Genomic DNA, 24095 nt, shown 5'->3' on the forward strand with positions numbered 1-24095 from the left:
ACCGCTACTTCGTCAGCGTCGCGATGTCGATGACGAAGCGGTAGCGCACGTCCGAGGCGAGCACGCGCTCGTAGGCCTCGTTGATCTGCGACGCCGAGACGACCTCGACCTCGCTCGCGATGCCCTTCTCGGCGCAGAAGTCGAGCATCTCCTGGGTCTCGCGGATGCCGCCGATGCCGGAGCCCGCGAAGGAGCGGCGCGCGGCGAACAGGGTGAAGACGTGCAGCGGCAGCGCCTCGGCCGGAGCGCCCACGTTCACCATCGTGCCGTTGCGGCGCAGGAGGCCGAGGTAGGCGTCCAGGTCGAGCGGCGCGCTCACCGTGTTGATGATGATGTCGAAGGTGTTCTTGAGCGTGGAGAACGTCTCCTCGTCCTTCGTCGCGTAGTAGTGGTCGGCGCCCAGACGGAGGCCGTCCTCCTTCTTGCTCAGCGACTGCGAGAGCACGGTGACCTCGGCGCCCATCGCGTGCGCGAACTTGACGGCCATGTGGCCGAGCCCGCCGAGACCGACGACGGCGACCCGCTTGCCGGGGCCCGCCTCCCAGTGCGACAGCGGCGAGTAGGTGGTGATGCCGGCGCAGAGCAGCGGCGCGGCGGCCTCGTAGGGGATCGACTCCGGGACGCGGAGCACGAAGTCCTCGACGACGACGACGTGGGTGGAGTAGCCGCCCTGGGTGACGGTGCCGTCGCGGTCGACGGAGGCGTAGGTGCCGGTGTTGCCCTTCAGGCAGTACTGCTCCTCGCCGGCGAGGCAGTTCTCGCACTCGCGGCAGGAGTTGACCATGCAGCCGACGCCGACGCGGTCGCCGACCTTGTGCTTGGTCACCTCGGAGCCGACCTCGGCGACGACGCCGACGATCTCGTGGCCGACGGTGAGGGGGTACTGGACGGGGCCCCACTCGCCGCGCACGGTGTGGATGTCGGAGTGGCAGATGCCCGCGTAGGCGATCTCGATGAGCACGTCGTGCGCTCCGACGTCGCGGCGCTCGATCGTGGTGGGGACGAGCGGCTCGGTGGCGGAGGGGGCGGCGTAGGCGTTGACGGTCAGCATGTTTTCTCCTTCGTGGGGGCGCGCTCGAGCGGTGGTCCGGAGGGGGTGGGAACGCGAGCGCGTTTGCCTACGCTAGCGAGCCCCGGCTGGACGCCGCCCGTAGGCTCGGAGGATGCGGAGGACGATCGACCTCAACGCCGACCTCGGCGAGGGCTTCGGCGTGTGGTCGCTCGGCGACGACGACGCGATGCTCCGGGTCGTCACCAGCGCGAACATCGCCTGCGGCTTCCACGCGGGCGACCCCTCGATCATGCTCGCCACCTGCCGCACCGCCGCCGAGCGCGGTGTGGCGATCGGCGCCCACGTCGCCTACCGCGACCTCGCCGGCTTCGGCCGCCGCGAGCTCCCCGTCGGCCCCGACGAGCTGCACGCCGACGTCGTCTACCAGCTCGGCGCCCTGCAGGCCGTCGCGCGGGCCGCGGGCACGGAGGTGCGCTACGTCAAGCCGCACGGGGCCCTCTACAACCGCATCGTGCACGACGAGCGGCAGGCGGAGGCCGTGGTCGCCGCGGTCCGCGACGCCGCTCCCGGGCTGCCCCTGCTCGGGCTCGCGTCCTCCGCCGTCGAGAAGGCGGCGGCGCGCGCCGGCCTGCCCTTCCTGCGCGAGGCCTTCGTCGACCGCGGCTACCGGGCCGACGGCACGCTCGTCCCTCGGGGCGAGCGGGGCGATCTGCTGAGCGACCCCGTGGCCGTCGCGTCCCGTGCGGTTCACATGGTTCTCGAGGGCCGGGTGACGACGGCCACGGGCGAGGACCTCTCCCTCGTCGTGGACTCCCTCTGCGTGCACGGCGACACCCCGGGCGCCGTCGTGATGGCGGAGGCGGTGCGCGCCGCACTCGCGAGGGCGGGCGTCGCCCTGGCGAGCGCCGCACCGTGATCCCGGTGTGCCTGCTGCCTTCCGGCGACCGCGCCGTGCTGGCCGAGGTCGACGGCCTCGACGAGGCGCTCGCGCTGGCAGCGGCGCTCGACCGGTCCCGCCCCGCAGGCGTCCTCGACCTGGTCCCCGCCGCGCAGACCGTCCTCGTCGTGCTGGACGGCGCCCTGCCGGTCGCCGAGGCGTCCCGCTGGATCGCCCGCACAGCGGCGGCCGCGGAGGCCGCTGGTCCGTCAGCGATCGGCCGCCGGCACGAGATCACCGTCCGCTACGACGGCGCCGACCTCGCCGAGACGGCGAGCGCCCTCGGCTGGAGCCCCGCCGAACTGGTCCACCGCCACACGACGACCCCGTGGCGCGCGGCCTTCGGCGGCTTCGCCCCCGGCTTCGCCTACCTCGTCGCACTCGCCCCCTGGCCGGAGGTCGCCCGCCGTGCCGAGCCCCGCACCCGCGTCCCCGCCGGCGCGGTCGCCCTCGCGGCCGGCTACTCCGGCGTCTACCCGCGCGCCTCCCCCGGCGGCTGGCAGCTGCTCGGCTCCACCGACGCGGTCCTCTGGGACATCGAGCGCCTGCCGCCCGCCCTGCTCGCCCCCGGCGACTCGGTCCGCTTCCGAGCGCTGCCGTGAGCCTGCGCGTCCTCGACCCCGGCCCGCTCGCCCTCCTCGAGGACGAGGGCCGCCCCGGCCACGCCGCCGTCGGCGTCGGGCGCTCCGGCGCGATGGACCGCGGCGCCCTCCGGCTCGCGAACCGCCTGCTCGGCAACGCCCCGGACGCGGCCGCGCTCGAACTGCTCGGCGCCGGCTTCACCGCCCGCTTGGAGACCCCCGCGTGGATCAGCCTGACCGGAGCCGCCGGAGCGGCGACCCTCGACGGCGCCGCCCTCGCCCGCGTCCTGCCCGCCCTCGCGCCTGCGGGCTCGGTCCTGAGACTCGGCCCCCTGACGGCGGGCCTGCGCCGCACCCTCGGCGTCCGAGGCGGCATCGCCGCGCCACCCGTGCTCGGCTCCCGCTCCCGCGACACCCTCTCCGGCCTCGGCCCGGAGCCCCTCCGCGCCGGCGACCTGCTCGCCGCCGGCGTGCCGGCCGGCGAGGTCCTCCTCCCCGACTGGTGGCCCTTCGACCCGCCCCGGGACCCGACCGTGCGGGTGCTCCCCGGCCCCCGCCTCGATCTCCTGCCCCCGGGAACGTGGCAGCGCCTCCTCGCGGGCCCCTGGCGGGTGAGCCCGTTCGCCGACCGCGTCGGCCTCCGCCTCGCCGGCACCCCGCTGCCGACCGGCGGCGCTCCCGAGCTGCCCAGCGAGGGCCTCGTCCACGGCTCGATCCAGCTCCCGCCCTCGGGTCTCCCCGTCGTCTTCGGCCCCGACCACCCCACGACCGGCGGCTACCCGGTCATCGCCGTCGTCGCCGCCCCCTCCCTCGACACCCTGGCCGCCCTCACGCCGGGCGACGAGGTCCACCTCCACGCCTGACCACGGAGGTCCGCCCGTGCCTGGTCCCTCACCACGGACTCGGCACGGCGCCGCCCGCAGGGCGCGCCTCTCTGCAGCCGTCGCCCCGGAGGGGCGCGGTGTCTCGTCGCGGCTCCTGGCTCGGGTCTGGCGGGCGCGCCGAAGGCGCGCGGGAAGGAGCCGCGACGAGACACCGCGCCCCTCCCCCGTCAGAACAGCGGCAGCAAGCTAGACCCCCCGGACGTCGACCTAGCGCAGAGCCCGCTCCGCCGCCCCCACCACGTTGTGGATCAGCATCGCCCGCGTCATCGGCCCGACCCCGCCGGGCACCGGCGACAGCCAGCCCGCGACCTCGGCCACCTCCGGAGCGACGTCGCCCGTCAGCTTCGCCTTCCCCGTCTCCGGGTTCTCGACCCGCGTGATCCCCACGTCGAGCACGGCTGCCCCCGGCTTCACCCAGTCCCCCGCGATCAGTCCGGGCACGCCCACGGCCGCCACCACGATGTCCGCCCGGCGCACCTCCGCCGCGAGATCCGCGGTGCGCGAGTGGGTCAGCGTGACCGTCGCGTCGAGTCCCTTGCGGGTCAGCAGCAGCCCGAGCGGGCGGCCGACCGTGAGCCCGCGGCCGACCACGACGACGTGCTTCCCCGAGATCGGGATGTCGTGGCGCTTCAGCATCTCGACGATGCCGTTCGGCGTGCACGGCAGCGGGCTGTCGAGCTCGCCCTCGACGCCCAGCACGAGCCGGCCGAGGTTGGTCGGGTGCAGCCCGTCGGCGTCCTTGTCGGGGTCCATCAGCTCGAGCATCGCGTTCTCGTCGATGCCCTTCGGCAGCGGGAGCTGGATGATGTAGCCGGTCACCGAGTCCGACTCATTGAGCTGCCGGATCGCCGCGCGGATGTCCTCCGCGGACGCGGTGGCGGGCAGGTCGACGCGGATCGACTCGATGCCGACCTCGGCGCAGTCGCGGTGCTTGCCCGCGACGTAGGAGCGCGACGCCGGGTCGTCGCCGACCAGCAGCGTGCCGAGACCGGGCACGACGCCCTTCTCGCGCAGCACCGCCACGCGCTCGGCGATCTCCGCCTTGACCGTCGCGGCGGTGGCGACGCCGTCGAGTACCTGTGCCGTCATCGTGGAACTCCTCGTCCGTCGGCGCTTCGTCCGTCTGTGCGTCGTCCGTCAGCGCTTCGCTCTGGTGCGCGTCGCTCGGCGCGCGTCGTGCTTCCGCACTCGCGGGGTCCGGAGGCGCACTCGGCGCTCGCGACCCCGCGAACACGGAGGGTGCCCGGAGGGGCGGTGCGGCCTACAGCCCGGGGTAGAGCGGGAAGTCGTCCGTGAGCCCCTTGACCCGGGCGCGCAGCGCCTCGAGATCGGCCGATGGCTTGAGCGCCTCGGCGATGACGTCGGCCACGACGGCGAACTCGGCGTCGCCGAAGCCGCGGGTCGCGAGCGCGGGCGTGCCGATCCGCAGGCCCGAGGTGACCATCGGCGGGCGCGGGTCGAACGGCACCGCGTTGCGGTTGACCGTGATGCCGACCTCGTGCAGGCGGTCCTCGGCCTGCTTGCCGTCGAGCGGGGAGTCACGGAGGTCGGCGAGCACGAGGTGCACGTCGGTGCCGCCGGTGAGCACGTCGATGCCCTCGGCCTTCGAGTCGGCGGCCGTCAGGCGCTCGGCGAGGATCTGCGCGCCGCGGATGGTGCGCGCCTGGCGGTCGGCGAACTCCTGCTCGCCCGCGAGCTTGAACGCGGTCGCCTTGGCGGCGATGACGTGCATGAGCGGTCCGCCCTGCTGGCCCGGGAAGACGGCGGAGTTCAGCTTCTTGGCGTACTCCTGCTTGGCGAGGATCAGACCGGAGCGGGGACCCGCGAGCGTCTTGTGCACGGTGGTGGTCACCACGTCGGCGTGCGGAACGGGCGAGGGGTGCAGTCCGGCGGCGACGAGTCCGGCGAAGTGGGCCATGTCGACCCAGAGCTTGGCGCCGACCTCGTCGGCGATCGCGCGGAACGCCTCGAAGTCGAGGTGGCGCGGGTAGGCCGACCAGCCGGCGATGAGGACCTGCGGGCGGACCTCGAGGGCCTTCTCGCGGACCGCGTCCATGTCGATGCGGAAGGTCTGCGGGTCGACTCCGTACGCCGTGGCGTTGTAGAGCTTGCCCGAGAAGTTGAGCTTCATCCCGTGGGTGAGGTGGCCGCCGTGCGCGAGCTCGAGGCCGAGGATGGTGTCGCCCGGCTGGACGAGGGCGGCGAGCGCCGCCGCGTTGGCGGTCGCGCCGGAGTGCGGCTGCACGTTCGCGAACTCGGCGCCGAAGAGGGCCTTGGCGCGGTCGATGGCGAGCTGCTCCGCGACGTCGACGTACTCGCAGCCGCCGTAGTAGCGGCGGCCCGGGTAGCCCTCGGCGTACTTGTTGGTGAGGACCGAGCCCTGCGACTCGAGGATCGCGCGCGGCACGAAGTTCTCGCTCGCGATCATCTCGAGGTAGCCGCGCTGGCGGTCGAGCTCCTGCTGCAGGACGGCCGCGATCTCGGGATCGACGACCGAGACGGGCTCGTTGAACGAGGCGGAGACACCGGTGCTGGCGGTGCTCGGGGCGGGAGAAGAGGACACGGGCGCTCCTTGGCTGCGAGACGGATGGCGTCCGCGAGGCGACGAGGCACGCTCGGGCACGCGGAACAACGGTATCCGTTCCGGCCCAGGCGAGCGGCAGGAAAAGTGTCCGGAAGACGTCTCCGGAGAAAGGTGCCGCTCCCTGATGGTCACCCATCCGAACGCCAGTCGCGACGCGGCCAGTGTAGCAACGGACGGCCGATATCCTGAGCGGATGCAGACCGACTCCGCCGCTCCCGCTCCCGACCGCACCGCCGCCGCCGCGGCGATCGGCGGCTCCGACGGCGGTCCGGGCAACCACTGGACGCTGACCTTCGCCTGCCCCGACCTCCCCGGCATCGTGCACGCGGTCTCGGGAGCGGTGGTCCAGGCCCGCGGCAACATCACCGAGAGCCAGCAGTTCTCCAGCGCCGACACCGGCCGCTTCTTCATGCGGCTGCAGGTGCAGTCGCCCGTCACCCGCGACGAGTTCGCGGCCGCGCTGCTCCCCGTCACCGAGCACTACGGCATGACCTGGCGGCTGGACGTCGTCGGGCGGCCGCTCCGGACCCTGCTGCTCGCCTCGACGGCCGGGCACTGCGTGAACGATCTGCTCTTCCGCCAGCGCGCGGGTCAGCTCGCGATCGACGTGCCGCTGATCCTCTCCAACCACGGGACCCTCGAGGACCTGGCCGGGTTCTACGGCGTGCCGTTCGAGTCGCGCGCCGTCACCTCGCCCGAGACCAAGCGCGCGTTCGAGGAGCGCGTCGTCGAGGTCGTCGAGGAGCACGACGTCGAGCTCGTCGTCCTCGCTCGCTACATGCAGATCCTCTCCCCCGAGCTCTGCGCGCGCCTGGCCGGCCGCGCGATCAACATCCACCACTCCTTCCTGCCCGGCTTCAAGGGCGCGAACCCCTACAAGCAGGCGCACGCCCGCGGGGTGAAGCTGATCGGCGCGACCGCGCACTTCGTGACGAGCGACCTCGACGAGGGCCCGATCATCGAGCAGAACGTCGTGCGGGTCGACCACTCGCACTCCCCCGCGCAGCTGGTCGCGATCGGGCAGGACGAGGAGAGCCGCACGCTGACCCAGGCCGTGAAGTGGTTCGCGGAGGACCGGGTGCTGCTCGACGGGGCGCGCACCATCATCTTCCACTGACACCTCCGCCGCCCCCGAGGGAGGTGCCGGGTCACCCGGAACGGCTGCTTGACCGGCGGGAGAACGAGCCCTCTCGGGCGACTCGCCGCGGGCGGATACGATGGTCCGCGTGAATCGAGCGACAGCGGGCACTGCACGGACCGATCCCTCGGTCGGACCGAACGACGTGCTGCGCCTCGTGCTCGAGCTGTTCGCGTTCGTCAGCCTCGGGCTGTGGGGCTTCCTGGCCTGGGATCTGCCGTGGAGCATCGTCTTCGGCGTGGGCGCCCCGGTGCTGGCGATCCTGCTCTGGGCGCTCTTCCTCTCGCCCCGCGCCGTCCTCGCGATCGACGTCTACGGCCGCTCGCTGATCGAGCTGGTGATCATGGGCGCCGCCGCCCTCGCCTGGCTCGACCTCGGCCAGCCGGTCGTCGCGATCGTCTTCGGCGTCGTCGCCGTGGTGTCCGGCGTGATCTCGGGGCGCCGCGCGCTGAGCTGACGACGCGCGGACGAGCGCACCCGTGCCGATCGAGCAGCCCGCGCAGCGGATGCATCGAGGTCCGCGCCGACGACGAGCGACGGCCGCCCCGCCGCCCCCGGAAGGGCGAGCGGAACGGCCGTCGCGACGAGCTGCGGAGGCTACTCCGCCGCACCCGCCGCACGCTGCGCGCGTCCCCGGCGACGCAGGCCGGTGAAGACCGCTCCCGCGCCGATCAGCGCCAGAGCGCACGCTCCCAGCAGGCCGCCGTCGAAGCCGGTCGAGGCCAGCCCGCCCGAGCCGCGCGCGGGCGAGCCCGATGCGGCGAGGGAGGCCGGTGCGGGCTCCGGCGCCCGTCCGGAGCCCGGGACCGCGGGCGGCGCCGGCTGCGCAGGCACCAGCGCCCCGGGCGGGGTCGGCTCGGGAGCCGGCGCCCCCGTGGGGGCGGGCGTGGGGGCGGGCGCGCTCGCCACGTCGATGCTGATGAGCGTCGCGCGTGCCGAGTCGCCGTAGGCGATCCGCCCGAGGTACGTGACGGGACCGGCGAGACCGCTCCAGGAGACGGAGTAGTCCGTCGGCCTGCCCGGAGCGGCGGCGATCACCGTCGGCGCGGTGCTGAGCGATCCGACACCGCCCTCGGCGGCGACGAGGAAGCTGCGGAGGTCGAAGGCGACCTCCGGCCCGGCTCCCGCTCCCGCGGCGATCACGGTGACCCGGTAGCGGCCCGCCTCCGGGACGGCGAGGTCGACCCGCTCGTCGGCGGCGGGAGTGAGGCCGGACGCCGTCCTGACCGGCTTCCCGTCGGCGAGCAGCGAGACCGTGAGGTCGAGATCGGCGGTCTGATCGAGCGAGTCGAGATCGAAGCGGGCGAAGTCGGTGCCCGCGGGGACCTCGACGGTCGTCGAGAACGACGCTCTGCCCGACAGGGTGCCGGTGTGACCGCCCGAGGAGGATGCGTCCTGGGCGAGCACTCCTGCCACGAGCCCGCTCGGCATCAGCGTTAGAGGGTAGCCGACGCCGGGCGTGACGGTGACGCTCGCGGAGCCGGTCGAGCCGGAGCCCGAGACCTCGTAGGGCGCGTCCAGCAGCACCGGGCGCACGGCGACCGGGCTGCGGACCTCGTGCTCGGTGCTCGACCAGGTGAGGTAGCCGGTCGCGAACTCGGCGAGCTCAGCGTCGGTCCTCGTGAAGGTCACCGTGTACTCCGCGGTCTGGCCCGCTCCGGTGAAGGAGAGGATCGACGGCGAGACGACGGCGTCGATCCCCGGGACGTCGAGGGCGGCGCTGTAGCTGCCCGCCTCCGTCGAGGTCACCGTGCGAGTGACCGTCTGCGCCCCGGCCAGAGCGCCGATCGCGATCGATGCCTGGTTCAGATCCGACGGGTCGATCGCGTCGACCGCGTTCAGCCCGGGGTCGGCGAAGACGTAGCCGGCGCCGCGGAGGAACGCGATCCAGTCGCTCGGGCCGCTCTCGTAGAGCAGTCCGGGGTCGAGGAACGCGGTCGGGTCGACGTGTCCGGCACCCTGCGCGAAGACGTCCTCGGACGCATCGCCCGACTGGTCGACGCTGTCGTACGCGGTCGTCATCATGGCCGACTTCACCACCGACGGCGACGCCGTCGGCGTGACGCCGAGGATCAGGGCGGCGAGTCCCGCGACGTGCGGCGACGACATCGACGTGCCGGACTCGAACGCGAAGGCGGGGTCGTCGCCCTCGGCGTTGAAGCTGTCGGCGAGGATCGCGACGCCAGGGGCCGTGAGGTCGGGCTTGAGCACGTCCGCGCCGTCCGCCTCGGCCGGGCCGCGCGAGGAGAAGCCCGCGACCTGAGGCACCGGGATGCCGACACCGGTCGAGTCGCCTTCCGACAGAGTCGCCGTCGCGCCGACCGTGCCGGCGTAGGCCGTGATCGCGTCGTAGGCCTGCGAGTCGATCTGGATCGACGGGACCGAGTGGTCGTCGACGTGCAAGGCGTTCGGGAACGGGTTCAGCAGCAGCATGCCGATGCCCCCCGCCCGCTCCACCTCGGCCGATTTGGAGACGCGACTGGTCGTGCCGGCCGTGCAGGCGACGATCCTGCCCACGACCTTCGCCGGGTCGAGGGCGCCGGCGGCGCAGACCTCGGGATCCTCCGCTCCGGTGACAGCGACGGCCGCGCTGGTCACCAGCGGGCCGGTCACGTCGCGATGCACGGAGACCGATCCGCCGACGAAGGCCCGGCCGTCGCCGAGGGTGGCGGTGGCCGTGTGGGTCGGGATCGACGAGGCGGCGACCGTCGTGTACCACGGCGACGCGTGGTCGAGGGTCGAGGCGTCGGGGCCCGAGTTGCCGGCGGAGGCGGCCACGAAGACACCCGCGGCCGCGGCGTTCAGGAAGGCCTGGTCGATCGCGGTCAGCGTCGACGTGGCCGAGCCGCCGCCGATCGAGAAGTTGATCACGTCGACGCCGTCCTTCACCGCCGCGTCGATGGCGGCGATGATCCCCGCTCCCGAGCAGAAGTCGTCCTTGTCGGTGCCGTTCACATCGCCGTTCCAGCAGACCTTGTAGGCGGCCACCTTCGCGGCCGGCGCGACACCGGAGACGGTGCCGTAGTCGTAGCCGTCCACCGACGCTGCGACGTCGGCGTCGCCGGCCGCCGTGCTCGCGGTGTGCGAGCCGTGGCCGTCCGCGTCGCGCGGCGAGCGGTACTCGGGATTGTCGGTCGAGCCCGCCTTCTGCTTCTCGCCGAGGAACCAGCGGGCGCCGATGAGCTTCTGGTTGCACTCACCGCCGTCCCACTGCTCGGACGCGGCGAGGCCGGGCGAGCAGGAGCCGGTGAAGGTGCTGCCGTCGGACTTCGCGAAGGCGATCGTCGTGCCGTCGGTGGAGGGGGCGGAACCGGGGGCGCTCGCCAGCCGTGCGCCCGCGAACGACGGGTTCTCGGGGGCGATGCCGGAGTCGATGACGCCGACGACGACGCCCTCGCCCGCCCGGCCGGGGCCGCCGACGGCGCTCCAGACCCCGTCCGGCCCCTCGAGGCCGAGGAAGCTCGTCGACGACTCCTGACCGGTGTCGGGGACAGGCGACCCCGCTCCGGCGGCCTGCGCGATCGCGGCCGCCCGAGCGGTCTCCGAGGCCTTCGCGATCGCGCCGGCCCGTGAGGTCTCGGCAGCGCGGTCGAGCGTGAGGTCCTCGACCTTCTGGACCTGTGCCACGTCCGTGCGGCCGGCGAGCGCGCTCGCCTGCTCGCCGGTGAGCTCGGCGGAGAAGCCGTTGAGGGCCACCGTGTAGTGGTAGCCGATCGCGACGTCGGCGGTGGCCGCGACGTCGTCCTGCCGCTGCTCGAGGTGCGCGGAGTAGTCCTCGACCGGCGCCGAATCGGCCTGCAACTGCGAGCCCGATTCCGGGGCGGTCCGGGCGAAGCGAGCGTCGGTGCCCTCGTAGGTCGCGGCGGGAGGCTCGAGGAGGGTGACGACGTAGTGGCCGTCGTCGAGGCTCCGCAGCTCGGAGAGACCGCCGGTCAGGACGCCGGTTCCGGCACTCGGGGCGGCCGAGGCCGCGGAGGCCGCGAACGTGCCGGATGCGGCGATGCCCAGCAGGGCGAGGCCCGCGAGGAGGCGCCTCCCGGGGCGGCGGACAGGGGGACGAGGGGAGGGAGGGAACGGCACGCCGGAGTCCTAACTCGGGGGTTCGCCGAGAAAACGATCGATCCTCAGCACTGGATCGACCCTAGATCAGGACGCGTCGTTCACATCACGGGCAGGAGACGGAAGGCGCGAGGACCGGCCGCCTCCGCGTGATGCCGGGGATCGGCGACCGAGGTGGAGACGAGGAGACGACGCGGGACGCCACCGCGACGCGGCGCGGAACGTCGGTCGAGGCGGGACGCGTCGACCGGACGGCGTCCGGGATCGGCACCACGACGGACGGCCGCCCCGCCGCCCCCGGAGGGGCGAGCGGAGCGGCCGTCGCGACGGGCTGCGGAGGCTACTCCGCGGCGCCCGCCTCACGCTGCGCGGCCGCGCGGCGGCGCAGTCCCGTCAGCACCGCTCCGGCGCCGATCAGCGCCAGGGCGCCGGCGCCGAGCAGTCCGCCGCCGAAGCCGGTGGAGGGCAGGCCGCCCGAGCCGTGGCCGGGCGCGCCCGGTCCGGCGGTGGGCGTCGAGGTCGGCGCGGGAGGCGCGGTCGGTCCGGCGGTCGGCGTGCCGGTCGGAGCCGGCGTCGCCGTCGGTCCCGCCGTCGGCGTCGCGGTCGGCTCGGCCGTCGGTCCGGCGGTGGGCGTCGCCGTCGGCACCGGTGTCGACGTTTCGGTCACGTCCACGCTGACGAGGGTCGCGAGACCCGAGTCGGCGTAGGCGATGCTGCCGAGGTACTGCGCCGGGCCGGCGAGGCCCGTCCAGGAGACGGAGTAGCTCGTCGGCTCGCCCAGGACGGCGTCGACGGCTTCGGGAGCGGTGCTCAGCGAGCCCTCGCCGCCGTCCGCCGCGATGAGGAAGCTCCGGAGGTCGAAGGTCGCCTCCGGGTCCGCGCCCACCGCGTAGATGTCGGCCGAGACGAGGTAGCTGCCGGCCTCGGGGTCGACCAGGTCGACGCGCTCGTCGGCGGAGCCCGTCGCGCTGGTCGCCGTGGCCACAGCCTCACCGTCGACGATCTGCGAGACCGTCAGGTCGAGGTCGGCGGTGTCGTCGAGCGAGTCGAGGTCGAACCGGGCGAACTCGGTGCCCTCGGGGACCTCGACGGTCGTCTCGAACGTCTCGCCCTCCGGCAGCGTGCCCGTGTGGCCGTCGGCCGCGGTCGCGTCCTCGGCGAGCACTCCCACCGCGAGACCGCTCGGCGTCAGCGGCAGCGCGCCGTCGATGCCGGGGACGATCTCGACGCTCGTCGAGCCGGTCGAGCCGGAGCCCGAGACCTCGTAGGGCGCGTCCAGCAGCACGGGGCGGACGGCCACGGGGCTGCGGACCTCGTGCTCGGTGCTCGACCAGGTGAGGTAGCCGGTCGCGAACTCGGCGAGCTCGGCGTCGGTCCTCGTGAAGGTCACCGTGTACTCGGCGGTCTGGCCCGCTCCGGTGAAGGAGAGGGTCGACGGCGAGACGACGGCGTCGATCCCCGGGATGTCGAGGGCGGCGGTGTAGCTGCCGGCCTCGGTGGAGGTCACCGTGCGCGTGACCGTCTGGGTGCCGGCCAGGGCGCCGATGGCGATCGAGGCCTGGTTGAGGTCCGACGGGTCGATGGCCTCGACCGCGTCGAGCTCGGAGTCGGCGAAGACGTAGCCGGCGCCCTTGAGGAACGCGATCCAGTCGCTCGTGCCGCTCTCGTAGAGCAGTCCGGGGTCGAGGAACGCGGTCGGGTCGACGTGTCCGGCGCCCTGCGCGAAGACGTCCTCGGACGCGTCGCCCGACTGGTCGACGCTGTCGTACGCGGTCGTCATCATGGCCGACTTGACCGCGGACGGCGAGGCGTTCGGGGTCGTGCCGAGGATGAGCGCGGCGAGACCCGCGATGTGCGGGGAGGACATCGACGTGCCGGACTCGAACGCGAAGGCGGGGTCGTCGCCCTCAGCGTTGAAGCTGTCGGCGAGGATCGCGACGCCGGGCGCCGTGAGGTCGGGCTTGAGCACGTCCGTGCCGTCCGCCTCGGCCGGGCCGCGCGAGGAGAAGCCCGCGACCTGAGGCACCGGGATCTCGGTGCCGGTCGCGTTGCCCTCGGTCAGCGTCGCCGTCGCGCCCGCGGTGCCGGCGTACGCGGTGATCGCGTCGTAGGCCTGCGAGTCGATCTGGATCGACGGGACCGAGTGATCGTCGACGTGCAGGGCGTTCGGGAACGGGTTCAGCAGCAGCATGCCGATGCCGCCGGCCCGGTCGACCTCGGCCGACTTGGAGACGCGGGCGGTGACGCCCGCGGTGCAGGCGACGATCTTCCCGGCCACCTTCGCCGCGTCGAGCGAGCCCGGCGCGCAGATGTCGGGGTTCTCGGTCCCGGCGACGACCACGTCGGCGCTGTTCACGAGCGGACCGGTGACGTCGTCGTGCACGCTGATCGATCCGCCGACGAAGGCCTGGCCGTCGCCGAGGGTGGCGGTGGCGGTGTAGGTCGGGATCGAGGAGGCGGCGACCGTGGTGTACCACGGCGAGGCGTGGTCGAGGGTCGAGACGCCGGGGCCGGAGTTGCCGGCCGAGGCGGCCACGAAGACACCCGCGGCCGCGGCGTTCAGGAACGCCTCGTCGTAGGGGGTCAGCGTCGAGACGGCGGAACCGCCGCCGATCGAGAAGTTGATGACGTCGACGCCGTCGGCGACGGCCGCGTTGATCGCGGCCAGGATGCCGCTGCCGGAGCAGTAGTCGTCGTCGTCGGTGCCGTTCACGTCGCCGTTCCAGCAGACCTTGTAGGCGGCGACCTTCGCGGCGGGGGCGACACCGGAGATGGTGCCGTAGTCGTAGCCGTCCACCGACGCCTCGACGTCGGCGTTGCCGGCCGCCGTGCTCGCGGTGTGCGAGCCGTGGCCGTCCGCGTCGCGCGGCGAGCGGTACTCCGGGTTGTCGGTCGAGCCGGCCTTCTCGTTCGCGCCCAGGAACCAGCGGGCGCCGATCAGCTTCTGGTTGCACTCGCCGCCGTCCCACTGCTCGGACGCGGCGAGGCCGGGCGAGCAGGAGCCGACGAAGGTGGTGCCGTCGGACTTGGCGTAGCTGACGGTGGTGCCGTCGGTGTAGGGAGCGGCACCCGCGGAGGTCGCGAGCGGAGCGCCCGCGAACGACGGGTTCTCGGGGGCGATGCCGGAGTCGATCACTCCGACGACGATGCCCTCGCCCGCCTCGTCGACACCGCCGACGGTGTCCCAGACTCCGCCGTCGCCGTCCAGGCCGAGGAAGCTCGTGGACGACTCCTGACCGGTGTCGGGGACGGGGATGCCCGCGTCGCCCGTGGCAGCGGGGGCCGGAGCGGTCGACGCAGGGGCGCGGTCGAGCTTCAGATCCTCGACCTCCCGCACCTGCGCGACGTCCTTGCGGCCGGCGAGGGTGCTCGCCTGCGCGCTCGTCAGCGAGGCGGAGAAGCCGTTGAGGGCGACCGTGTAGTGGTAGCCGATCGCGGCGTCGACGGCGGCGGCCACGTCGTCCTGCCGCTGCTCGAGGTGCGCGGAGTAGTCCTCGACGGGAGCCGAGCGGGCCTGCAGCTGAGCGCCGGCGTCCGGAGCGGTCCGGGCGAAGCGGGCGTCGGTGCCCTCGTAGGTCGCGGCGGACGGCTCGACGAGCGTGACGACGTACTCGCCGTCGTCGAAGGTCTGGAGCGAGGAGAGTCCGCCGACGAGAGCGGCGCCGCCGACGAGCGGGGCGGCCGACGCGGCCTGGACGGCGAACGCGCCCGAGGCGGCGATGCCGAGGGCGGCGAGGCCGGCGAGGAGGCGCTTCTCAGCGCGGTGGACGGGTGGACGGTGGGACAAGTGAAGCGGCAATCGATGTCCTTTACTCACAGTTGCTGGGAACCGGATCGGTTCTCGCACAGAGTCGACCCTACGAACTGGATCGCCCGGCTCTGTTACGAACAGGTAACGAAGTCCTCCTTCGGGGGACAGCCGCGTCGGATCCGCGGGGATCCGCCTGCCCCCATTTCGGGGACGTGCCCGTCGTCGTCCTACGCTGACGGGATGCGCACCCCGAATCCCGACGCCGCCGTCGGCGTCCTGCTCCCCCGCGATCTCCCCCCTGCCCAGGTCCTGCCCTACGCTCGCCGCGCCGAGGAGCTCGGCTTCGACGAGCTCTGGGTCGTCGAGGACCTCGGCTTCCGCGGCGGCATCGCCCAGGCCGCTGCCGTCCTCGCCGCGACCGAGCGGATCGTCGTCGGCATCGGGATCCTGCCGGCCGCCGTCCGCACCGCCGCCTTCACCGCGATGGAGCTCGGCACCCTCGCCGAGCTCTTCCCCGGCCGCGTCCACGCCGGCATCGGCCACGGAATGCCGGGCTGGATGCGCGGACTCGGCGTCTGGCCGAGGAGCCCGCTGACCCTGCTCTCCGAGCAGTTCGACGCGATCCGCGCGCTGCTCGCCGGCGAGGAGGTGACGCGCGACGGGCGCTACGTGCACGTCGACGGCCTGCGGCTCGAGTCGCCGCCGCGGGTCGTGCCGCCGCTGCTGGCCGGGGTGCGCGGGCCGCGCTCGCTCGAGCTGGCCGGGCGCATCGCCGACGGCGCGATCCTCGCCGAGCCGGTCGCTCCGGAGTACCTCGCCCGCGCCCGGGAGCAGATGGGGACGCCCGGCCGCGTCGTCGCCTACAACGTCGCGGCGGTCGCGGACGACGCCGTCACCGCGCGCGACGCCGTGCGGCCCGGACTCGAGTGGATCGGCGAGCCGGACTGGGCGCCGCACCTCGAGCCGCTGCCCTTCGCCGAGGAGTTCGCGCAGCTGCGCGCCCGGAGCGCCGACCGCGCCGCCTTCGTCCGGGACCTGCCCGACGAGTGGGTCGACCGGCTCGCGGTCGTCGGGACTCCGGAGACCGCTCGCGCGCGGATCGATGAGCTGCACGCGGCCGGGGCGGCCAGCACGGTGCTCGTCCCGATCGGCGACGACGCCGCCGCGGCGATGGAGCAGCTGGCCCGCGTGCTCTGACGGGTCGCCGCCCCGGTGCTCCCTCGGCACGCGGAGACGGCTCCGGCCCGGGGAATCCGAGGATTCCCGCGGGCCGGAGCCGTTCGTGCGAGCCGGAGATCAGCTCGCCATGCGCGCCTTGAGGTTCTCGTCGAGCGTCGCGAGGAACTCCTCGGTCGTCTGCCAGGCCTGGTCGGGGCCGACGAGGAGCGCGAGGTCCTTCGTCATGCTGCCGGACTCGACCGTCTTGATGACGACGTCCTCGAGGGTCAGCGAGAAGTCGATGAGCTCCTGGTTGCCGTCGAGCTTGCCGCGGTGCGCGAGGCCGCGCGTCCAGGCGTAGATCGAGGCGATCGGGTTCGTCGAGGTGGGCTTGCCGGCCTGGTGCTGGCGGTAGTGGCGCGTGACGGTGCCGTGCGCCGCCTCCGCCTCGACGACGCTGCCGTCGGGGGTGGAGAGCACCGAGGTCATCAGGCCGAGCGAGCCGAAGCCCTGCGCGACGGTGTCGGACTGGACGTCGCCGTCGTAGTTCTTGCAGGCCCAGACGTAGCCGCCCTCCCACTTCATGGCCGAGGCGACCATGTCGTCGATGAGGCGGTGCTCGTAGGTGAGGCCGGCGGCCTCGAAGCGCTCCTTGAACTCGGTCTCGAAGATCTCCTCGAAGATGTCCTTGAAGCGGCCGTCGTAGGCCTTGAGGATCGTGTTCTTCGTGGAGAGGTAGACCGGGTAGTTGCGGGTCAGGCCGTAGTTGAGCGAGGAGCGCGCGAAGTCGCGGATCGACGAGTCCTGGTTGTACTGGACCTGCGCGATGCCGTCGTCGGGGGCCTTGTAGACCTCGAACTTCATCGGCTCGGAGCCGTCCTCGGGCGTGAACTCGACGGTGAGCGTGCCCTTGCCCTTGAAGACGAAGTCGGTGGCGCGGTACTGGTCGCCGAAGGCGTGGCGGCCGATGATGATCGGCTTGTTCCAGCCGGGCACCAGGCGCGGGATGTTCGAGATGATGATCGGCTCGCGGAAGATGACGCCGCCGAGGATGTTGCGGATCGTGCCGTTGGGCGACTTCCACATCTTCTTCAGGCCGAACTCCTCGACGCGCGCCTCGTCGGGCGTGATGGTCGCGCACTTGACGCCGACGCCGTGCTTCTGGATGGCGTGGGCCGCGTCGATCGTGACCTGGTCGTCGGTCTGGTCGCGGTACTCCATGCCGAGGTCGTAGTACTCGAGGTTCACGTCGAGGTACGGGTGGATCAGGGTGTCCTTGATCTTCTGCCAGATGATCCGCGTCATCTCGTCGCCGTCGAGCTCGACGACGGTTCCTTCAACCTTGATCTTCGACATTGCACTCCCAGGGTCTCGTTGCACCGGCCCGCTGCTGCGAGGGACGGGTGGCTCCGCGGCCGCTCCAGACGGCCTCGACCAGCCTACCCGAGGCCTGAAGTATCTCGATGTCGAGACAGTTCTGCGGAGGACCGACTCGCGCACCCCGCGGAACGCGTCGGTCGTCCGCGAGGAGGATGACCGCCGTCCGGCCGGGCCGCTAGATTGGGCCGCATGAGTGACCTCCGCCTGGAAGAGCTGTCGGCCGCGAACATCTCCGCCGTCAACGGACTGAGCCTCAAACCGGGTCAGGAGCAGTTCGTCGCACCGGAGTCGTACTCCGCCGCGGCCGCCGTGATCGACCCCGGCGCCGCCTGGCAGCGGGCGATCCTCGACGGCGACGAGCTCGTCGGCTTCATCCACGCGCACTTCGACCCGCAGGCGCCCGAGGAGTTCCGCAGCTGCATCTGGCGGATCAACATCGACGCGGCGAAGCAGGGCCGCGGCGTCGGCACCTTCGCCGTCCGCGCCGCCGCCGACGAGGCGCGCGCCCGCGGCTTCGACACCCTCACCGTGATCTGGGAGTCGGGTGCGGACGGTCCCGAGCAGTTCTTCCGCTGGATCGGCTTCGAGGTCATCGGCGAGACTCCGTACGGCGAGAACATCGGGGCGCTGAAGCTCTGACCGCTCGTCTTGAGGACGGAGAGGCGGACCCCGCCGACTTCGTCTCCGCGGTGCTCGCCGTCGTCGAGGCGATCCCGCCCGGCCGCGTGATGGCCTACGGAGAGATCGCCGCGGTGCTCGGCACCCGCGCCGCACGCGCGGTCGGTACCGTCCTCGCCCGCTACGGCTCCGACGTCGCCTGGTGGCGCGTGGTCCGCTCCGGCGGCGCTCCCGCCGTTGGACACGAGGAGCGCGCCCGCGAGCACTACGAGCGCGAGGGCACGCCGCTGGTCACGACGCCGAGCGGCTACCGGGTGGACGTCCGCGCCGCGCGCTGGACACCCTGACCGCGGCGGCCGCTCCGGCCGCTAGACGAGGGAGTCGCGCCAGGCCGCGTGCAGGGTGGCGAAGCGGCCGTCGCCGGCGATGAGCGCCTCCGGGGTCCCGTCCTCGACGATCCGGCCGTGCTCCATCACCAGCACCCGGTCGGCGATGGCGACCGTCGAGAGCCGGTGCGCGATGATCACCGCGGTCCGATCGGCGAGCAGCGTCTGCAGACCGAGCTGCACCAGCCGCTCGCTCGGGATGTCGAGCGAGGAGGTCGCCTCGTCCAGGATCAGCACCGCCGGGTCCGCCAGGAATGCGCGCGCGAACGAGATCAGCTGGCGCTGCCCGGCCGAGACCCGCCCGCCGCGCTTGTTCACGTCGGTGTCGTAGCCGTCCGGCAGCGCCTGGATGAACGCGTGCGCGCCGACCGCCTTCGCCGCGTCGACGATCTCGTCGTAGGAGGCCGAGGGGCGGCCGATCGCGATGTTGTCGGCGACGGAGCCGGAGAAGAGGTACGCCTCCTGGGTCACCATCACGATCGCGCGGCGCAGGTCCTTCGGGTGCAGCTGCCGCAGGTCGACGCCGTCGAGCGTCGCCACTCCGTCGGTCGGGTCGTAGAAGCGCGAGATGAGCTTGGCCAGCGTCGACTTGCCGGCGCCCGTCGAGCCGACCAGCGCGATGGTCTGGCCGGCGGGGATCCGCAGATCGAAGCGCGGCAGGATCTCGCGATCGGTCGTGTAGGCGAAGCGGACCCCCTCGAAGCCGAGCGCACCGCGCGCCTCGCGCAGGTCCACCGGGTGCGCCGGATCCGGGACGCTCTGCTCCTCCGCGAGGACGCCCGAGATCTTCTCGAGCGCGGCCGCGGCGGACTGGTAGGAGTTGTAGAACATCGCCATCTCCTGCACCGGCGCGAAGAAGCGGCGGGTGTAGAGCAGCACGCCGAGCAGGGCGCCGATCTCGAGACCGCCGTCGAGCACGCGCATCCCGCCGAAGAAGAGCACGGCCGCCATCGTCACGTTGCCGATCAGCACGAGACCGGGGTCGAAGGTGCCGAAGACGCCGAAGACCTTCTTGTAGGCGACCCGGTAGCGCTCGACGACGACGCCGAAGGCCGACTCGTTGCGCTCCTGGGTGCGGAAGGTCTGCACGGCGCGGATGCCCGTCATCGTCTCGACGAACTGCACGATCAGACGGGACGAGGCGACGCGGGTCCCGCGGAACAGCGACTGCGACCGCTTCTGGAACCAGCGGGTCAGGATCGCGAGCGGCACGAGCGCGCAGGCGAGCACGAGACCGCTGACGCCGTCGAGCGAGACGAGCGCGATGGCGACGAAGCCCATGTAGAGGGCGCCCTGCACCAGCTGGTTGATGCCGGAGTCGAGCAGCTCGCGGATCGAGTCGAGGTCGCTGGTCTGGCGCGAGATGATCCGCCCGGAGGTGTAGTTCTCGTGGAACTCGAGGCTCAGCTTCTGGGTGTGCAGGAAGACGCGCTTGCGCAGGTCGATCAGGATCGTCTGGCTCACCCGCGCGGACAGCACGGTGTACCAGGCGACGAGGACCGCGCCGATCACGCCGGTCAGCACGTAGGCGATCACGGTGAGGGCGAGCGGGGTCGCATCGCCGTCGAGCACGGCGGGCAGGCCGTTGTCGATCCCGAGCGCGATCAGCGCCGGTCCGGCGACCTGGGCCGCGGTCGAGACGACCACGACGACCGCGGTCAGCACCAGCCGCATCCGCAGCGGGCGCAGCAGCGACCCCAGCAGGGCGAGCGAGCGCCGGCGCAGGGCCGCCGACTCCGCGCGGGTGAGGTCGTCGCGCTCCTCGGTCGATCCGAGCGTGCTCATGATCTGGTCTCCAGCTCCGTGAGGTCGGTCAGGTCCGTCAGCTCGGCCTCGATGCGCGGGCGGGAGCCGACGCGCTCGGTGCCGCGCGGGCGGGCGAGCTCGTCCTCCTCGAGGCTCGAGATGACGAAGCGGTAGTGCGGGCTGCTCGCGAGCAGCTCGGTGTGGGTGCCGACCGCCGTGACGCGGCCCTCCTCGAGGAGGGCGACGCGGTCGGCGAGGGCCACCGTCGAGGGGCGGTGGGCGACGATCAGCGCGGTGGTGTCGCCGAGCACGCGGCGCAGGCCCTTCTCGACCCGTGCCTCCGTGTCGACGTCGAGGGCGGACAGCGGGTCGTCGAGGACGAGGACGGCGGGCCGCGCAGCGATCGCGCGGGCGAGGGCGAGCCGCTGGCGCTGGCCGCCGGAGAGGCTCATCCCCTCCTCGCCGACGGTGGTGTCGAGCCCGTCGGGAAGGGTGTGCACGAAGTCGGCCTGTGCGATCTCGAGCGCCTCGAGCAGCTCCTCCTCCGTCGCGTCGGGGCGGCCGAGCAGCACGTTCTCGCGCACCGAGGTGGAGAAGAGCGTCGCGTCCTCGAAGGCCATGCCGACGTGGGAGCGCAGCTCGTCGCGGCGCAGCTGCCGCACGTCGACGCCGTCGATCTCGATCGCTCCGCCGGTCACGTCGTAGAGCCGCGGCAGCAGGGCGGTCAGCGTGGTCTTGCCGGAGCCGGTGAGGCCGACGAGCGCCATCGTCTCACCGGGCTCGACCTCGAGGTCGACGCCGTCGAGGAGGTCCGGGAAGCGCTCCGGAGCGTCCTGGTAGCGGAAGTGCACGCCGCGGAAGCGCACCCGGCCGAGCGGACGGGCGATCGTCTCGGGCGACTCCGGATCGGTGATCGTGTTCCGGCTGTCCATCACCTCGAAGTAGCGGTCGACGGCGGTGCGCGCGTCGAACGTCATCGAGAGGAGGAAGCCGATCGACTCGACCGGCCAGCGCAGCACCGTGGCGGTGGCGAAGAAGGCGAAGAGCTCGCCGACGCTGAGCTGCCCGTCCGCGGCGAGCCAGACGCCGGCGAGGAGGCAGAGCGCGAAGGCGATGTCGGGGATGAGCAGCAGGACCACCCAGATGCCCGCGATGGCCTTCGCCTTCTCCACCTCCGTGCCGCGCAGCTTCTCCGCCTGGTCGGCGAAGCCGGCGAGCGCGTGCTGGTGGCGGCCGAAGGCCTTGAGGACGCGGATGCCGTGCACCGACTGCTCGACCGTGGTGGCGAGGTCGCCGGCCTGGTCCTGGCTGCGGCGCGCGATGCTCGAGTAGCGCTTCTCGAAGGCGAAGCCGTAGATCCAGACCGGGATCGAGCAGGCCACGAAGAGCGCGCCGAGGATCGGGTTCCAGTAGACGAGCACGCCGAAGCCGACGACGATCGTCAGCGCGTTCACCACGAGCAGCACGAATCCGAAGGCGATCCAGCGGCGGATGAGGCTGAGGTCGCTCATCGCCCGGGAGAGGAGCTGCCCGCTCTGCCAGCGGTCGTGGAACGAGACGGGCAGGTCCTGGAGCTGGCGGTAGAGCGCGGTGCGCATCCGCGCCTCGACGCGCGTGCTCGGCGTGAGCACCATCCGGCGCCGCAGCGCGATCGCGGCGGCCTCGAGCACGCCGAGCAGGAGCACGACGACGACCGGGCCGATCAGCGGGCCGAGGTCGCCGGAGCCGGCGGCGGTCGCGCCGTCGCCGAGCGGTCCGTCGACCAGCTGCTGCAGGACGATCGGGATCGCGAGCGAGACGAGGCTCGCCACGAGCGCGATCGCGATGCCGCCGACCAGGCGCGGCAGCGCGTCGCCGACGAACGGGACCAGGCGCAGCAGGGTGCGGAGCGTGTTCGGGCGCTTCGGAGCGGCGGGCGGAGAGGACTGTGCGAGCACGGTGCTGGGCTTTCGCGACGGAGGACGGAGCCCTCCGGATGCGCGAGCACTCAGGGGGCCAGGGATGCCGCCGGCCCGTTCCGGGCCCTGGGCAGCCTTGAAGGCTATACCCGGCCCGCCGACGGCGTCCAGTGCCGCCCGCGACCACTGTCGCGGATCCCCGCAGCGCCGACGCGGCCGGCACCCGGGCCGCTGCCCGGCGTCAGCGCACCCGCACCGACAGGCAGGTGACGCAGCCCTCGAGCTTCTCGAACTCCGAGACGTCGACGGACACGACGCGGTAGCCGAGGTCGCGGAGCAGCTCCGCGCTGCGCGGCGCGGACGCCGCCATCAGCAGCGTGTCCGGGGCGAGCACGACCACGTGCGCGCCGCCCTCCTCCGGCATCGGCAGGAACGAGGGGAACAGCCGCGGCTCGTCGACGACGGCCTCCCAGCCGATCACGGTGCCGTCGGGCAGCGCGGTCACCGCGCTCTTGAGGTGCAGCACCCGGGTGAGCGGGACCGCCACGACCGCCAGGCCGAGCGGGCGGAGCAGGGCCCGCAGCTGCGCGATCCCGTCGGCGTTGGTGCGGCCGCCGCGGCCCACGTAGACGGTGGAGCCGACGCGCAGGACGTCGCCGCCCTCGAGGGTGCCGGGCGCCTCGATCCGGTGCACGACCAGGTCGAGGGCGCGGGCGGCCTCCTCCGCGCCCTCGACCTCGCCGCGGCGCGACGCGGCGCCCGGGCGGGTGAGGACGGCGTGGCCGTCGACGACGAGCAGCGCGTCCTCGAGGAAGACGGAGTCGGGCATCGCGAGCGCGGGAGCGACCTCGACGGTCTCCCAGCCGGCCTCCTCGAGCGCGTCGACGTAGGCCTCCCACTGCTGCTGCGCCTTCTCCCGGTCGACGGGGACGCGGTCGAGGTGCGTCAGCTCGCCGGCGTCGAGGTCGGTCGCGGGCTGCCGGACGAGGGCGATGCGGCGCTCCGGACGGGCGGCGGCGGTCGTCGTGGCGCGGGTGGCCGTCGAGGCGATGGCGATGCGGTGGCCGAGGGTGGCGGCGGCGATCACGAAGGCGAGCAGGAAGACGAGGTTGAGCCCGCCGAAGGTCTGCACGATGGAGAACCAGACCGCGCCGGTGATGGGGTCGCCCGTCGCGCTGGCCTGCACGAGGGTGCCGAAGACGGCGCCGACGAGCCCCGCGACGAGTCCGGCGATCGCGGCCGTCCACGCGCGGGCGAGCAGCCCGGCCGCGGCGAGCACGAGCACCACCACGAAGGCGAGCACGCTCGAGAGCAGGAAGTAGGCGTTGACCTGCGGGATCGACGTCGGCGCCAGCTGGTTGCCGATGAAGAAGGCGAGCAGATTCGCGAGGTGGGCCGCGATCGCCGTGGCGGCCGCGGCGGCGAGCGCCGTCAGCAGGCGCCGCCTCACGGTCGGGGCGGTGGCGGCGGTCGGGGCGGTGGGCGCGCGGAGCGTCGAGTCGGAGGGCACCCGCAGACCTTACGCGCCCGCACCCCTGCCGCCCCTGGCCGGACCCTCGCAGCAGTCTGAGAGCGGCGCCCGGGCCGCGCCGCGCCCGCTCCCCCGCCACTCCTCACAAGTCGCGGTAGTCGCGCGCCACTACCGCAACTTGGGGAGAGTGACGCGTCGAGACCGCGACTCCCGAAAGGGAGAGGGCGCGTGCGGGGATCGCGTGCCAAGCGATTCCCGCGGCGGCCGACGCGACCCGCTCTACGGAACGCACCACCCGCGGAGCCGACCGCGCCACGCCGCGCAGGGAGCGGCGTGGAAGACAGCGCCGGGAGAGGGCGCTCGGCGGGGATCGCGTGCCAAGCGATTCCCGCGGCGGCCGACGCGACCCGCTCTGCGGAACGCACCACCCGCGGAGCCGACCGCGCCACGCCGCGCAGGGAGCGGCGTGGAAGACAGCGCCGGGAGAGGGCG

General features: G+C 73.2%; 17 protein-coding genes. 8 read left to right on the forward strand and 9 right to left on the reverse strand.

Going from position 1 to position 24095, the window contains the following annotated elements; genetic code table 11:
• Positions 1-4: 4 nt before the first annotated feature.
• A complete protein-coding gene (locus HRK28_RS04700; protein ID WP_123735082.1) occupies positions 5-1051 on the reverse strand; it encodes an NAD(P)-dependent alcohol dehydrogenase in 1047 nt (348 codons plus the stop codon).
• A gap of 112 nt (positions 1052-1163) precedes the next feature.
• Between HRK28_RS04700 and HRK28_RS04705 the strand changes: the two genes are divergently transcribed.
• From HRK28_RS04705 to HRK28_RS04715, 3 genes are read left to right on the forward strand one after another with little or no spacing between them, the layout of a single operon-like run.
• On the forward strand, positions 1164-1928 hold the full coding sequence (locus HRK28_RS04705) for a LamB/YcsF family protein (RefSeq protein ID WP_173250568.1): 765 nt from the start codon (positions 1164-1166) through the stop codon (positions 1926-1928).
• A 5-nt stretch (positions 1929-1933) separates the two neighbouring features.
• Positions 1934-2551: an allophanate hydrolase subunit 1 gene (locus tag HRK28_RS04710; RefSeq protein ID WP_367948341.1), complete on the forward strand. Its 618-nt coding sequence runs from the start codon at positions 1934-1936 to the stop codon at positions 2549-2551.
• The gene (locus HRK28_RS04715; RefSeq protein WP_173250569.1) at positions 2548-3393 is read left to right on the forward strand and encodes a biotin-dependent carboxyltransferase family protein; all 846 of its coding nucleotides are present in this window, start codon (positions 2548-2550) and stop codon (positions 3391-3393) included. The genes HRK28_RS04710 and HRK28_RS04715 overlap by 4 nt, the downstream gene beginning before the upstream one ends.
• A gap of 228 nt (positions 3394-3621) precedes the next feature.
• Here HRK28_RS04715 and HRK28_RS04720 read toward each other — a convergent pair whose 3' ends face one another.
• Positions 3622-4503 carry a bifunctional methylenetetrahydrofolate dehydrogenase/methenyltetrahydrofolate cyclohydrolase gene (locus HRK28_RS04720; RefSeq protein ID WP_173250570.1) on the reverse strand — a complete coding sequence of 294 codons (882 nt, stop codon included), beginning with the start codon at positions 4501-4503 and terminating at the stop codon, positions 3622-3624.
• Positions 4504-4675: 172 nt separating this feature from the next.
• On the reverse strand, positions 4676-5977 hold the full coding sequence (glyA, locus tag HRK28_RS04725; RefSeq protein WP_173250571.1) for a serine hydroxymethyltransferase: 1302 nt from the start codon (positions 5975-5977) through the stop codon (positions 4676-4678).
• Positions 5978-6191: 214 nt separating this feature from the next.
• Here glyA and purU point away from each other — a divergent pair, with 214 nt between their 5' ends.
• Both purU and HRK28_RS04735 read left to right on the forward strand, forming a co-directional pair.
• The gene (purU, locus tag HRK28_RS04730) at positions 6192-7115 is read left to right on the forward strand and encodes a formyltetrahydrofolate deformylase (RefSeq protein ID WP_160087732.1); all 924 of its coding nucleotides are present in this window, start codon (positions 6192-6194) and stop codon (positions 7113-7115) included.
• A 109-nt stretch (positions 7116-7224) separates the two neighbouring features.
• Entirely contained in the window at positions 7225-7593 is a 369-nt protein-coding gene (locus HRK28_RS04735; RefSeq protein WP_367948342.1) for a YrdB family protein, read from the forward strand.
• A gap of 140 nt (positions 7594-7733) precedes the next feature.
• On the opposite strand, the gene HRK28_RS04740 is transcribed toward HRK28_RS04735, so the two are convergent.
• Together HRK28_RS04740 and HRK28_RS04745 are read right to left on the reverse strand one after the other, a co-directional pair.
• Positions 7734-11216: a S8 family serine peptidase gene (locus HRK28_RS04740; RefSeq protein WP_173250573.1), complete on the reverse strand. Its 3483-nt coding sequence runs from the start codon at positions 11214-11216 to the stop codon at positions 7734-7736.
• A 319-nt stretch (positions 11217-11535) separates the two neighbouring features.
• A complete protein-coding gene (locus HRK28_RS04745) occupies positions 11536-14982 on the reverse strand; it encodes a S8 family serine peptidase (protein WP_173250574.1) in 3447 nt (1148 codons plus the stop codon).
• Positions 14983-15186: 204 nt separating this feature from the next.
• Here HRK28_RS04745 and HRK28_RS04750 point away from each other — a divergent pair, with 204 nt between their 5' ends.
• The gene (locus HRK28_RS04750) at positions 15187-16143 is read left to right on the forward strand and encodes an LLM class flavin-dependent oxidoreductase (RefSeq protein WP_173250575.1); all 957 of its coding nucleotides are present in this window, start codon (positions 15187-15189) and stop codon (positions 16141-16143) included.
• Positions 16144-16242: 99 nt separating this feature from the next.
• Here HRK28_RS04750 and HRK28_RS04755 read toward each other — a convergent pair whose 3' ends face one another.
• A complete protein-coding gene (locus HRK28_RS04755; protein WP_123445123.1) occupies positions 16243-17460 on the reverse strand; it encodes an NADP-dependent isocitrate dehydrogenase in 1218 nt (405 codons plus the stop codon).
• A gap of 213 nt (positions 17461-17673) precedes the next feature.
• On the opposite strand from HRK28_RS04755, the gene HRK28_RS04760 reads away from it, so the two are divergent.
• Both HRK28_RS04760 and HRK28_RS04765 read left to right on the forward strand, forming a co-directional pair.
• Positions 17674-18123, forward strand: coding sequence for a GNAT family N-acetyltransferase (locus tag HRK28_RS04760; protein ID WP_123445122.1), 450 nt, complete (start codon positions 17674-17676; stop codon positions 18121-18123).
• 50 nt (positions 18124-18173) lie between these two features.
• Positions 18174-18449 (forward strand): MGMT family protein, encoded by a 276-nt coding sequence (locus HRK28_RS04765; protein ID WP_244231783.1) that lies wholly within the window; start codon positions 18174-18176, stop codon positions 18447-18449.
• A 21-nt stretch (positions 18450-18470) separates the two neighbouring features.
• Here the strand turns inward: HRK28_RS04765 and HRK28_RS04770 are convergent, their stop codons facing one another.
• The 3 genes from HRK28_RS04770 to ddaH form a co-directional block, all read right to left on the reverse strand.
• Complete coding sequence (locus tag HRK28_RS04770) at positions 18471-20273, reverse strand: ABC transporter ATP-binding protein (protein ID WP_173250576.1); 1803 nt, start codon at positions 20271-20273, stop codon at positions 18471-18473.
• Positions 20270-22171, reverse strand: coding sequence for an ABC transporter ATP-binding protein (locus tag HRK28_RS04775; protein ID WP_173250577.1), 1902 nt, complete (start codon positions 22169-22171; stop codon positions 20270-20272). Before HRK28_RS04775 ends, HRK28_RS04770 begins: the two co-directional genes overlap by 4 nt.
• A gap of 202 nt (positions 22172-22373) precedes the next feature.
• A complete protein-coding gene (ddaH, locus tag HRK28_RS20435; protein WP_367948343.1) occupies positions 22374-23642 on the reverse strand; it encodes a dimethylargininase in 1269 nt (422 codons plus the stop codon).
• Positions 23643-24095 lie beyond the last annotated feature (453 nt).

It is taken from the genome of Rathayibacter sp. VKM Ac-2835 (assembly GCF_013266705.1).
GTDB lineage: Bacteria > Actinomycetota > Actinomycetes > Actinomycetales > Microbacteriaceae > Rathayibacter.